The organism is Cryobacterium sp. TMT2-10 (genome assembly GCF_004403075.1).
GTDB classification, from domain to species: Bacteria; Actinomycetota; Actinomycetes; order Actinomycetales; family Microbacteriaceae; genus Cryobacterium; species Cryobacterium shii.
Genome location: NZ_SOGW01000120.1, coordinates 19,843 through 32,269, shown reverse-complemented (window position 1 = coordinate 32,269; position 12,427 = coordinate 19,843). Strand labels below are relative to the sequence as shown.

At 68.0% G+C, this 12,427-nt stretch carries 8 protein-coding genes; 6 read left to right on the top strand and 2 right to left on the bottom strand.

The features are described from left to right. Nucleotides 1–4 precede the first annotated feature (4 nt). The gene (locus E3T37_RS14705) at nucleotides 5–1,639 is read right to left on the bottom strand and encodes an ABC transporter substrate-binding protein (RefSeq protein ID WP_134368021.1); all 1,635 of its coding nucleotides are present in this window, start codon (nucleotides 1,637–1,639) and stop codon (nucleotides 5–7) included. 134 nt (nucleotides 1,640–1,773) lie between these two features. Between E3T37_RS14705 and E3T37_RS14700 the strand changes: the two genes are divergently transcribed. Continuing rightward, a complete protein-coding gene (locus E3T37_RS14700; protein WP_134368020.1) occupies nucleotides 1,774–2,805 on the top strand; it encodes a LacI family DNA-binding transcriptional regulator in 1,032 nt (343 codons plus the stop codon). A 10-nt stretch (nucleotides 2,806–2,815) separates the two neighbouring features. On the opposite strand, the gene E3T37_RS14695 is transcribed toward E3T37_RS14700, so the two are convergent. Further along, nucleotides 2,816–4,090, bottom strand: coding sequence for a saccharopine dehydrogenase family protein (locus E3T37_RS14695; protein ID WP_134368019.1), 1,275 nt, complete (start codon nucleotides 4,088–4,090; stop codon nucleotides 2,816–2,818). Between the two features lie 150 nt (nucleotides 4,091–4,240). Here E3T37_RS14695 and E3T37_RS14690 point away from each other — a divergent pair, with 150 nt between their 5' ends. The 5 genes from E3T37_RS14690 to E3T37_RS14670 all read left to right on the top strand — a co-directional run bounded on the left by E3T37_RS14690 (nucleotide 4,241) and on the right by E3T37_RS14670 (nucleotide 12,411). Further along, the gene (locus E3T37_RS14690; protein ID WP_134368018.1) at nucleotides 4,241–7,207 is read left to right on the top strand and encodes an aminotransferase; all 2,967 of its coding nucleotides are present in this window, start codon (nucleotides 4,241–4,243) and stop codon (nucleotides 7,205–7,207) included. Nucleotides 7,208–7,337: 130 nt separating this feature from the next. Continuing rightward, on the top strand, nucleotides 7,338–8,018 hold the full coding sequence (locus E3T37_RS14685; protein ID WP_134368098.1) for a CoA pyrophosphatase: 681 nt from the start codon (nucleotides 7,338–7,340) through the stop codon (nucleotides 8,016–8,018). A gap of 46 nt (nucleotides 8,019–8,064) precedes the next feature. Beyond that, nucleotides 8,065–9,450, top strand: coding sequence for a hypothetical protein (locus tag E3T37_RS14680; RefSeq protein ID WP_160141111.1), 1,386 nt, complete (start codon nucleotides 8,065–8,067; stop codon nucleotides 9,448–9,450). 163 nt (nucleotides 9,451–9,613) lie between these two features. After that, nucleotides 9,614–10,987, top strand: a complete 1,374-nt coding sequence (locus E3T37_RS14675; protein ID WP_134368016.1) for an NAD-dependent succinate-semialdehyde dehydrogenase — start codon at nucleotides 9,614–9,616, stop codon at nucleotides 10,985–10,987. A 170-nt stretch (nucleotides 10,988–11,157) separates the two neighbouring features. Then, nucleotides 11,158–12,411 (top strand): MFS transporter, encoded by a 1,254-nt coding sequence (locus E3T37_RS14670; RefSeq protein ID WP_134368015.1) that lies wholly within the window; start codon nucleotides 11,158–11,160, stop codon nucleotides 12,409–12,411. Nucleotides 12,412–12,427: the final 16 nt, after the last annotated feature.

The following is a 12,427-nucleotide window of genomic DNA, read 5'->3' as shown; positions in this document are numbered from 1 at the left end:
TCAACTACTTGGCCGCGGCCCCGAGGTCAGCGGCCCAGGGGTAGTAGAGGTAGACGAAGGATGCCGGGACGCCCGTAACCCGCTTGTTGAGGAACAGTCGCACCGAGGGGTCGGCGATCGGGATCCAGGGCAGGTCTGTCATGGCGATGTCCTGGATCTGATTCACGAGCGCAGCGCGCTTGTCTTCGTCGGTCGTGGCGGCGGCCTCGGCGAGCAGGTCGTCGACCTCCGGGTTGCTGTACTCGTTGTAGTTCTGAGATCCGCCGGTGCCCATAATGGTCCGGAGGAAGGCGAGCGGGTCCGGCACGTCCATGTAGTTGTTGGTCACAAACGCGTCGTGGCCCTCGCGTGCCTTCGGGTCTGAGAAGAACGCACCGAACTGGGCGCTCGGGATTCCTTCCGGCTCCACCGTCAGCCCGATGGCAGCAGCGCCGTTGGCGATCTCCGAGATGATGTCGGCGTAGTACGTGCGCTCGGAGGGGTAAACGATCTTGATCGGCTGAGTCAGGTCGACCGTGGCAGCCTTGAGCGCTTCCTTAGCTCCGTCGATGTCGACGCCGGTCGGCGCGAGCTTGGCCCGGCCGGATTCGAACTTTGTCGTGCCGTAAGCCCAGCCGTTGTCGGGGATCAGCGATCGGGAGGCCTGGGCCGTTCCTTCAAACACCGTAGATGCGATGGCTTCCCGATCGGTGGCCATCATGAGGGCCTTGCGCACGGCAGGGTCAGCGAACGCGCCCTTGCCGGTGCCGATGATGGCGACCAGCTGCAGCGAACGTCCGAGGTTGAGAGTGCCCTCGGTGGAGTCCTGAAGGGTGCTCAGCGCACCCAACGGCACGTCGTAGGAGCCGTCGATGGCACCGGTGGACAGGGCGCTGGCGATGGCTGCGGAGTCGACGATGAAATTGATGTCGACCTGCGCGGTCTTGGCTGCCCTGTCCTCGTTCCAATAGCTGTCATTGCGCTGGAGGGAGATGGACTGGCCCTCGTTCCAAGCGCCGACGGAGAAGGGGCCCGTGCACATGACCAGGCCGGCGGGGGTTCCGTAGCCTTCGCCGGCGGCTTCGCGGTGTGCCTTTTCCACCACAGTGCCCACGGGGGTGACCATGTAGGAGTTGAAGGTCGCATCCGGTGCCTTGAGCTTGACGGTGACCTCCCAATCACCGGTCTGGTTGATGGAAGCGATGTTGTCGACAATGCCCCCGGCCCAGTAGCTGCCCTCGTTCGGGTCGAGCTGACGACCCAGGCTGAAGAGAACGTCCTCGGTGGTCATCGGCTGGCCGTCCCAGAAGGTGACACCCTGACGCACGGTGTAGATGTACGTCGACGCGTCGGGGCTTTCCACCTTCTCGGCCAGGTTGGGTGTGATGCTGTAGTCGGGCTGCAGCTGCATCAGACCTTCGCAGAGGTTTGCGACGACAGTGTTCTCGGGGTAGTTGAAGGCCTTGATCGGGTCGAGCGATGCAGGCTCGCCGAAGGGTAGGTTCCAGGTGGCGAGGTCGAGCTCGCCAGCGGCCTCTGGCGTGGTGACCAGGAGATCGTCGGTGGCGAGGCTCGGGCCCTCGGAACTCTGGGGCGCACCGGCGCAGCCGGTCAGAGCCAGGGTGAGTACCGCCAGAGCGGTGACTGCTTTCTTCTTCATATGGAGCCCCTAATTTTCTTGGAGAGGGAGATGGCGGACCGTGCAGTGTTTAGGAACCTAGCGGAACAAAACGTTTTGGTCGAGAAATATGCAAAACGATTTGTGAATTGATTTGACGGAGTAGAGTGCTCCTCGTGAGCACTTCAGGTCGGCGAGTCACCATTCACGATGTCGCGCGCAATGCCGGGGTTTCGATCACAACTGTTTCTCATGCCCTGAACGGCAAGGGTGTGGTGGCGGAGGCCACGCGGCAGAGAGTCCTCGATGCCGCCTCGAGCCTCGGCTACAGCGCGGATGCGATCGCGCGGGGGCTCCGCAGCAATCGTCTCGGCATTCTCGGGCTGGTGATCCGCCCTCTCGACACCCTGGATTCCTACCTGCCGGTCGGTGTGGACTACTTCGTGCGGTTCGCCGGGGCCGCCGCCGTGGCCGCGCTTGACCGCGGGTTCGGGTTGATGCTGGTGCGTGACCCGACAACCGGAAGCGTGCCGGGGATCGCGCTCGCCGTGGACGGCTTCATCATTTCCGATCCGGTCGGCAACGATCCCGTGATCGGATTGCTGAAGCGCAACGGCATCCCTCTGGTGTCGGTGGGCCGAGACGTGGAACGGCCTGACTTTACTGACTGGATCGGAACGGGCACCGTGGCCGATGCGGCGGAGGTCTTCGCCCACCTGCTCGACCGCGGCGCGCGGCGTGTCGCACTCGTCGCCGGTACGGATGCCAATGCCTGGAATGCGGACAGCGAGATTGCCTATCGCTCCTGGTGCGCCGGACGGGGCCAGAAGGCGATCGTCTACCGGGAGGACGAGCGTTCCGGGGAGAGCGGTGGTCGAATCGTCGCCGAGGCGATGCTGCAGTCGGGGGAGCCGGTACCCGACGGAATCTACTGTTTGACGGGGCGGCATGCCTCCGGACTGCAGGCGCGTCTCTGGGAATCGGGCATCACCATCCCCGGAGACGTGATGATCGTTGCCGGGTCTGATTCCGAGCAGACCCGCAGTAGCACTCCGGCGATCACCTCCGTAGACCTGAGCCCGGAGGAAACGGCCACAGCGGCGGTCAATTTCCTGCTCAGCCGGCTCGATGGTGACTCGCGGAGCGGCCCGCCGTCCGTCAAGAACGTGCTGCGTGCCCGCGAGTCGACCGACCGTCCTGTGGTCTGATTCCTCGCATTCAGCCGCGCAAGCGGTCCTGGAAACCCCACGACTGGCCGTAGCCGGCGGGCTCGGGTGCCTGCATCAACTCGAGGAAAGGCTTTGCATCAAAGGCTTCCGGGCCCAGTACTCCGACGCCGCCCCACTCGCCTCCGGCGAGCAATTCCAACGCAATCACCGGATTGAGTGCGGTCTGCCACACCACGCACTGGGCGTCGTATTCCTTCATCGTCCACTCGTTGTCGCTGACGTGGTACAGGTAGACCTCTCGGGGGGCACCGTCCAGCCCCAAGCCGGTGACCCATACGCCGGCGCAGGTCTTTCCCGTCATTCGGGGTCCGATTGACGCCGGGTCAGGCAGGCAGGCCGCGACGACGTCGCGGGGAGCGACCATCGCGGAACCGGCCGCGGCTCGCACTCGCACCGGTTCGACGCTGTCGAGGCCGAGCAGGTGCAGGGTCTTCAGAACGCCGATGAATTCCTCACCGAGCCCGTATTTGAAGGTGACCCGCTTCGCTTCTAGCCAGCGCGGCATTAGGAGCACCTCTTCGTGCTCAACGTTCACGCACTCGACCGGGCCGATCCCCTCGGGGAAGTCGAACATCTCGGGCTCGCTGAACGGGGCCGTCGTGAACCAGCCGCGGTCCCTTTCGAAGATCACCGGAGGGTTGAGGCACTCTTCGATTGTGGTCCAGATGCTGAACGACGGTGCGAAGATCTCATTGCCGTTCTCGTCCCGGACGATCAGGTTCGCGCCATCACGGGTGCCGAGTTCGTCGATCTCGCTGAACAGGTGGTCGGAAGCGTACCGCGCGAACACGTCAGAGAGCCCCGGCTCCACGCCCATCCCGACCAGGGCCAGGCGTCCGGTGTTCTCCCAATCGGCGGCCTGCGCGAACTGCTCGTCGCCGAGTTTGACCCCGGTCTGGGCGAGCGGGTCGGTGGGATGCGGCTTTGACATGCTCATCGCCATGTCGACGTAGTCGGCACCGGCAGCGAGGGATCCCGCGAATATGCTGGAAACGAACTTCGGTTCGACGGCATTCATCACGTGGGTGGCCCCGTGCTCGAGGGCAACTGCTGCCACCCGCTCGGGGTCTGATGCGTCGATCTGCACGGCCTTGAACCGAGCGGAGACGTCTTCTCCGTGCTTGGCTGAGATCGAAGCGACGGTGCGCTCCGCGCGGCGGAGGTCGTAGTCGCTGACCACGATCAGTTCATAGAAGGAACGGCGAGCGATGATCTTGGCGAAAGCGTCGCCGACGCCGCCGGCTCCAACTAGAAGAATTTTCATTCTCTGAAGCTATATTAGGCTATCCGTCATTGTCACCCAAAATAACGGACGTAAACAACCAAAACAAGTCCAAAAAGTACGGAATCCGCATTCCGTGGTCGTGCAGGCAGGCGGCCGGGATTCAGTGCGCGAACTGCGAGGAGCGTCGACGTGTCCGATTTTGATTTCTTCAGTGGCGAGGGACTCGTCCGCCCGGACATCACCACGACGGACGCCGAGTCCATGGCGGCGTCGCTTTTCGGGGTCCTGGGCACGGCCCGCGAACTCGGCAGCCAGCAGGACCGCAACTTCCTGATCACGCGCCATGACGCGGCTCCAGGCGCCCAGCGGTACGTGCTCAAGGTCGACAACCCCGCCTTCTCCGCCACGGAGCTGGCCGCGCAGGACGCGGTGATGGAGTACCTGTCCGCACGCGGGATGCGGGTGCCGCGGCCGGTGCACGGACTGAACGGCAGCATCCGTCAGCACTGGCCGGCCGCGGAGGCCACCCTCCCCGTGCGGCTGCTGACGTTCATCGAAGGGCCCTCGCTCGAGGCGCAGGGCTATCTGGCCCCGCCGGTGGTCAGGGCGCTGGGCCGGCTCTCGGGCACGACGGCAATGCACCTGCGGGACTTCGCGGCGGACGGGCTCGACCGCACGTTGCAGTGGGACCTGCGCAACGCGAAAGCCGTGATCGACCTGCTGGTGCACTGGGTGCCCGAGGAGGAGACCCGGGCGCGGCTGAGCGCCATCGCCGACAGCGCCGCCGCGCGCCTCGCGGGCGTGGTGTCCGGCCTCCGGCTGCAGACCATCCACGGGGACATCACCGATGACAACGTGATCTGCCGGGTGCTGCCGAACGGCCACCACCTGCCCGAGGGGGTCATCGACTTCGGCGACCTCGGAACCGGGTGGCTGGTCGCGGAGCTCGCGGTCACCACCGCATCCGTGCTGCACCACGTTCCGGACAATCCGTTCGCGGCCCTCGAGGCGATCGTCGCCTTCGACGAGGTGGTTCCCCTGACCGACGACGAGATCGTAGCGCTCTGGCCGCTGATCGTGCTCCGCGGGGCGGTGCTGGTGGCCAGCGGCGAGCAGCAGGTGCGCATCGACGAGGACAACGACTACGCCCGCCACCGGATGGACGCGGAATGGCACGTGTTCGCCGCGGCCAGCGCGATCGGCTGGGAGGAGGCGGAGGCGGCCATCCGGCAGGCGCTGGGCCGGCCGTCCCGGGCCGGTGCCGAGCCCGAAACGATCGCCCCCGACAGGATCGTGCCGCTGATCCCCGCGCTCGCCGGTGGCGACTGCGAACTGCTCGACTTCACGGTGACCAGCCCGGCCCTGGCCGACGGCCTCTGGCAGCAAACGGATGCCGAGGGGCAGCTCGCGCGCGCAGCCCTCACCCGTCGCCGCGTCGCCGTCGCCCCCTACGGCCAGTTCCGGCTCACCCGGACCCAGTCGCTGTCGCGGCGGGAACCGCACACGTTCGCCCTGTTCACCGAGGTCTTCCTGCCCGCCGGATCGGAGCTCATCGCGCCCGCGGACGCCGTGGTCACCGCCGTCGAGGTCACAGAGGAGGGTGACGGGGACAGCCTGGTCCTGGCCCTGGCCGGGATCGAGCTGCGCATCGGCGGCGTCACGTCGGGTCTCACACCCGGGGCAGCGGTCGCCGCGGGGGAGACCCTGGGCGTTTCGAGCCCGGCCGGCCGGGTGACCGTGCAGGAGCTCACCCGCCCGGGCCTGCCGGCCCCGCACTTCGCGCAGCCCTCCCGCGCCGCCGCCTGGGCCCGACTCGCCCCGGACCCGGCGCGGTGGCTCGGGATGGCGCCGCAGGCATCCGTCGTCGACCCCGCGGGGGAGCTGGCCCGGCGCGCCGCCGTCATGGCCGCCGCGCAGGAGAAGTACTACGAGCAGCCGCCGCAGATCGAACGGGGGTGGCGCGAACTGCTCATCGACACCCGGGGCCGCTCCTACGTCGACATGGTCAACAACGTCGCCGTGATCGGACACAGCCACCCCCGGTTCAGCCGGGCCGTGGGCGACCAGCTGCGGCTGCTGAACACGAATTCCCGGTTCCTCTACTCGGCGCTGGCCGACCTCTGCGAGCGGATCGTGGCCAAATCGCCCGACCCCGGCCTCGACACCGTGCTGCTGGTCAACAGCGGGAGCGAGGCCGTAGACCTGGCCCTGCGCCTGGCCCGGATCCACACCGGCCGGGGCGGCGTCGTCGCCCTCCGGGAGGGCTACCACGGCTGGACGATGGCGTCCGACGCCGTGTCGACCTCCGCCTTCGACAACCCGCACGCCGTGGCCTCGCGGCCCGACTGGGTGCACATCATCGATGCACCGAACTCCTATCGGGGTCGGCACCGAGGCGCCGCGGCGGCGGCGGACTACGCGGCCGATCTGGCGCACCTCCTGGCCGACCCGGACGGCCCCGGAGGCGACCTGGCCGCCTTCATCTCCGAGCCCGTGCTGGGCAACGCCGGCGGCGTCGTGCCCCCGGAGGGCTACCTCGGCCTCGTCTACGAACAGATCCGTGCCCACGGCGGGCTGTGCATCGCCGACGAGGTGCAGGTCGGCTACGGCCGCCTCGGCAGCCACTTCTGGGGCTCGGCGCAGCAGGGCGTCGTCCCGGACATCATCACCGTGGCCAAGGCCATGGGCAACGGCTATCCGCTCGGCGCGGTGCTCACCCGCCGCGACATCGCCGAATCCCTGGCCCGCGAGGGCAACTTCTTTTCCTCGGCCGGCGGCAGCCCGGTCAGCTGCGTCGCGGGCCTGGCCGTGCTCGACGTCATCCGGGACGAATCCCTGCAGGAGAATGCGGATGCCGTCGGCCGGCACCTGGCGGGCCGGCTCGCGCTCCTCGCGGAGCGGCATCCTCTGATCGGGATGGTGCACGGCATGGGCCTGTATCTGGGAGTGGAGCTCGTGCGCGATCGGGACTCCCTGGAACCGGCGACCAGTGAGACGACAGCGATCTGCGAACGGATGCTGGAGCTCGGCGTGATCGTGCAGCCCACCTCGGAGCGGCAGAACGTGCTCAAGATCAAACCGCCCCTGTGCCTGAGCCGGGAGAGCGCCGACTTCTTCGTGGACCGGCTCGACGAGGTGCTGCAGGATGGCTGGTAGCATGCCCGACGTGCCTGACCACCCGACGTGCCTGACCACCCGACGTGCCTGACCACCCGACGTGCCTGACCACCCGCGCGCCGACCACCCCAGTGCCGAGCACCCCAGTGCCGACCACCCCAGTGCCGAGCTGGCGGCGCTCTGCGAGCGCGGTCTCGACTGGCGCACCGACCTGTCGCGGGTGCTGCCGGACTCGTCCCGCGCCCGCCACGCCGCCGTGCTCGTGCTGTTCGGTGTTCTCGACTCCGCGCCCGCGAGTGCGCCCGCCAGTGGGCCGGCGCGGACGCCGGGGCAGGGGAACGGGCACGTCGGACGAGATCTGGATGTGCTCCTGCTGCGGCGGGCGGCCACCCTCGGGAGTCACCCGGGGCAGATCGCCTTCCCGGGCGGCCGACTCGAGGCCGCCGACGCCGGCCCGATCGCGGCGGCGCTGCGGGAGGCCGTCGAGGAGACGGGACTCGACCCGCACGGGCTCGAACCGCTCGGCACCCTTCCGGCGCTGGCGGTGCCCGTGAGCAACCATCTCGTCACGCCCGTGCCGGCGTGGTGGACGCGCCCGTCCCAGGTGGCCGCGATCGACCACGACGAAACCGTCGACGTGTTCCGGATGCCCGTGGCGGACCTGCTCGACCCGGCCAACCGGGTGAGCACGACGCACACCTACGGCAACCGCAGCTACCGCGCCCCGGCGTTCACCGTCGACGGCAAACTGGTTTGGGGGTTCACCGCCATCGTCCTCTCGCGCATGTTCGAAGAGCTCCGCTGGGCGACGCCGTGGGACCGCGACCGGGTCGTCGAACCCGACGGCTGAACGGAAATCGGGGGAGAAGTGCTCTGCTCCGGGGTAACGTATGCCGATGACCCCGGATACCGAGCTTGCCCCGCAGAGACCGCACTATCGCAGGGCCTGGCTCGACGCCAAGCTGATCGGGCCGCTCAGCATCGCCGCGCTCGTGGGCGCCCTCGCCGTGCTGTGGGTCGTGTTCCGGCCGGCCGGCGAAGGTCTTCCCCAGCTTCTCGGGGAATTCCTCGGCGCCGAGGGCGTGCTCCTGCTCTCCATCGGCCTGGTTCTGATCAGCACCCTCCGCTCGGTCGAGCAATGGTTCAACGGGATCGACCACGCCGCGCTGTGGCACCGCAGGGTCAACATCGCCGGGATGGTCGCGATCTCCCTGCACGCCCTGGTGACCGCGGACGTGCAGGCAACGGACATCGGCCCGAAGCTCGGCCAGATCGGGCTCATCGGCCTCGCCCTGCTCACCGTCTGGGCGATCGCGCCGCGCTGGCTCTCGTTCGTGCCGAAACGGCTGCGGCTGCAGGTGCTGGGGAGTCTCCCCAGAGTGACGGGCTCGAGAGTGGTGCGCCTGGCCGGCATCCCGTTCCGCAGTTACGCCCTCTGGCGCTTCGTCCACCGCTTCACCGGGGTGTTCGTCGCCTTCGGCTTCGTGCACGGCCTGCTCGACGGAAGCATGTTCGGCTCGGCCGTGCTCCGGTGGACCTACCTCGTCATCGGCGGCACGGGGCTGGCCTTCTACCTCTACCGGGAACTGCTCGCCCGTCGCTTCGCCCGCACCTACGACTACCAGGTGGAGTCCGTGCAGCCGATCTCCGACAAGCTGGTCGAGATTGCGCTGAAGCCGCTGGGCCGACGCTTCGAGTACCGGGCCGGCCAGTTCGCCATCCTGCACCTCGAGGCCAGGGACGGCTGGCACCGGCATCCGTTCAGCATCGCCAGCGCACCCGCGGACGCCAACGTGCGGGTCGCGGTCGGGGCGCTCGGGGACTTCACCTCCGACATCGCGAACCTGGTCGCCCCGGGCATGCCGGCGGTGATCAACAGCCCGCACGGTCACTTCGACTACCGTCGGGGCACCGAGCGGCAGGTGTGGATCGCCGGCGGCATCGGCGTCGCGCCGATCCTCAGCTGGCTCCGGGACGCCACACCCGGCACTCTGCCCACCCGCGTCGACCTCTACTTCAGTTCCCGAGGGCCCGCACCGTACGGCGCGGAGATCCGCGAGCTGGCGGCCCGCCACGATTCCATCCACCTGCACCTGATCGACACCTCAACCGAGCCGCGGCTGAGCCTGGCGGGCGTCCTCGGGGCGGCCGAGTGCCCGCCCCGGGAACTGTCAGCGTTCATCTGCGGGCCCGAGGTGATGGTGAACGCCTTCCAGAAGGGCCTGCAGCGGTCAGGCGTCAGGGCGGCGAACGTGCACCGGGAGTACTACAACCTCCGTTGAGCGCCGGGGCCGGGTGTGAGAGCCGGCGGGCCCGAGATCGGTCGGCGCAAATGCTCCCTAAAAGCTCTGATTGCGGCAGACTGTAACGACACGAACCCGGCCTGCTCCGGCAGCAACGGGCCCATTCTCAATCGGCGTCAGCGAAGAAACCTGTGGAGAAAACATGAACAAATACGTAGTCACGAACCCCGCCACCGGGGCCAGCGGAACCAGCTTTGCCCTGGCAACGGACACGGAGGTGACCGACGCCGTCGGCACCGCGGACCGTGCCCACAGCGACTTCTCCCGCCGCACGTCGGTGGCCGAGCGTGCCGCCCTGATGCAGCGCGTCGCCGACTTGCACACCGAGCGCCGCGAGCACCTCGCCGAACTCATCGTGCGCGAGATGGGCAAGCCCGTCGAGCAGGCGCTCGGCGAGGTCGACTTCTCCGCCGACATCTACTCCTACTACGCGACCCACGGCGAGGCGTTCCTCGCCGACGAACCGATCGAGCTCCTCGGCGGGGAAGGCTCCGCCTTCATCCGCAACGCCTCCCTCGGCGTGCTCCTCGGGATCATGCCGTGGAACTTCCCCTACTACCAGGTCGCCCGCTTCGCCGGCCCGAACCTGGTGCTCGGCAACACGATCCTGCTCAAGCACGCCTCGCAGTGCCCCGAATCGGCCGCCGCCATCGAGCAGATATTCACGGATGCCGGCTTCCCGGAGGGCGCGTACCGCAACCTCTACGCGTCCAGCGCCCAGATCGCCGACATCATCATCCCGGATCCCCGCGTCTGCGGCGTGTCCCTGACCGGTTCTGAGGGGGCGGGAGCCGCCGTCGCCGAGGTCGCAGGCCGCAACCTCAAGAAGGTCGTGCTCGAACTCGGCGGATCCGACCCGTTCATTCTGCTCAGCACGGACGACCTCGAGGAAGCCGTCGACGCCGCCGTCGAGGCTCGCATGGACAACTCCGGCCAGTCCTGCAACGCGGCCAAGCGGTTCATCGTGATCGACGGCCTGTACGACGCCTTCGTGGAGAGCTTCACGGCGAAGATGACCGGCAAGATCCCTGCAGACCCCCTGTCTCCGGACACGACGCTGGGCCCGCTCTCGTCCCTCGGTGCCGCCGAGGGCCTCGAGGAGCAGCTCCAGCGCGCCGAGACCCAGGGCGCCACCGTTCACGCCCGCGGGCGCCGCGACGGCGCCTTCTTCTCGCCCACGGTACTCACCGGAGTCTCCCCGCAGAGCGACGCCTACCGGGAAGAGTTCTTCGGCCCGGTCGCGGCCGTCTACCGCGTGCAGGACGAGGCCGAGGCCGTGCAGGTGGCCAACGACATCCCCTACGGCCTGGGGTCCTACCTCTTCACGACGGATCCGGAGCAGGCCCTGCGCATCGCCGATCAGATCGACGCCGGGATGGTCTTCATCAACGGCTCGCTCCTCGACGGTCCGGAACTTCCCTTCGGCGGAGTGAAGCGGTCCGGCTTCGGACGGGAACTGGGCCGCTTCGGCATCGCGGAGTTCGCCAACAAGAAGCTCATCCGCATCCTGAAGTAACGCCGGGGGTTACCCGGGGCGCCGCTCGGGCGGCGACGTGACCGCCGGTCATCGTCGCCGTCCGGCCGCGATCATCCGCTCTTCGTGGCTTCCGAGGCGTAGCCATCCACGCCGACCGGGTCGATGATTGCAGGTGTGACGGGCTGGAGCGTGCCGATGGGTCGTGGGGTGTGAACCCCGCGGCGCTGCGGGTGCAGCGAATCTACCTGGTCCTGCTGCTCGGCAACACGCTGGCGGCGTCGTTCATCTGGGGCATCAACACCCTGTTCCTGCTCGACGCGGGGCTGTCGAACTTCGAAGCCTTCGCCGCGAACGCGTTCTTCACCGTGGGCATGGTGATTTTCGAGATCCCGACCGGGGTGGTCGCCGATACGGCGGGGAGGAAGGTCTCCTATCTGCTCGGGACGGTCACCCTGTCCGTCACCACCGGGCTGTACTGGATGCTGTGGCTCTGGCATGCTTCGTTCGTCTGGTGGGCGGTCGTGTCCGTGTTGCTGGGGCTCGGCTTCACCTTCTTTTCCGGCGCGGTGGACGCCTGGCTGTTCGACGCGCTGACGTGGACCGGGTACACCGGCAGCTGGGAGGCCGTGTTCGGCCGCGGGCTCGCAGTGACGGGCATCGCGATGTTCGCCGGCTCGGTGCTCGGCGGCGTGATCGCGCAGGCGACCGATCTCGGGGTTCCGTTCCTGCTGCGCGCCGGGGTGCTGATCCTGATGTTCCTGTTCGCGTCCGTCGTGATGAAGGACCTCGGTTTCACCCCTGATCGCGGGACGGGTCCGCTCAAGGCGACCCGGAACGTGCTGACCCAGTCGATCGAGCACGGGCTCGGGAAGCGCTCCGTGCGCTACGTGATTCTGTCCGCGCCGTTCGCCTCCGGAGTCGGGATCTATGCCTTCTATGCGCTGCAGCCCTACCTGCTCGACCTCTACGGCGACCCGTCGGCGTATTCCATCGCCGGGCTGGCCGCTGCGATCCTCTCCGTGGCGCAGGTGGCCGGCGGCATTCTTGCGCCCCGGATCCGCGGCCTGTTCGCCCGGCGCACCACCATGGTGATCGGGGCTTCCCTCACCAGCGTCGCCGCGCTCGTCGTGCTCGGCCTGAACAGTCTGTTCTCCCTCGCGGTCGTATTCCTGGCGGTCTGGGGGTTCGTGGTCGCCGTCGCCGCACCGGTGCGGCAGGGTTACCTCAACGACATGATCCCGTCGAAGCAGCGCGCGACCGTGCTGTCCTTCGACTCGCTGTTCGGAAGCTTCGGTGGGGTATTCATCCAGCCGGGCCTCGGTCGCTCCGCCGACCTCTGGGGATACGGGACCTCGCTGGTGATCGGCGGCCTCGTGGAACTCATCGGGATCCCGATTCTGTTCGCCAGCCGACGACAGCGCGATCCCGCCGACACGACCGGGGCGCGGCCTCCGCGCCCCTGAACGCCGCGGTCTGTTC

Excerpts from the sequence above, each read along its gene's own strand:
- E3T37_RS14705 (WP_134368021.1), bottom strand. The coding sequence starts at position 1,639 with ATGAAGAAGAAAGCAGTCACCGCTCTGGCGGTACTCACCCTGGCTCTG.
- E3T37_RS14695 (WP_134368019.1), bottom strand. The coding sequence starts at position 4,090 with ATGAAAATTCTTCTAGTTGGAGCCGGCGGCGTCGGCGACGCTTTCGCC.
- E3T37_RS14680 (WP_160141111.1), top strand. The coding sequence starts at position 8,065 with ATGACCCCGGATACCGAGCTTGCCCCGCAGAGACCGCACTATCGCAGG.
- E3T37_RS14675 (WP_134368016.1), top strand. The coding sequence starts at position 9,614 with ATGAACAAATACGTAGTCACGAACCCCGCCACCGGGGCCAGCGGAACC.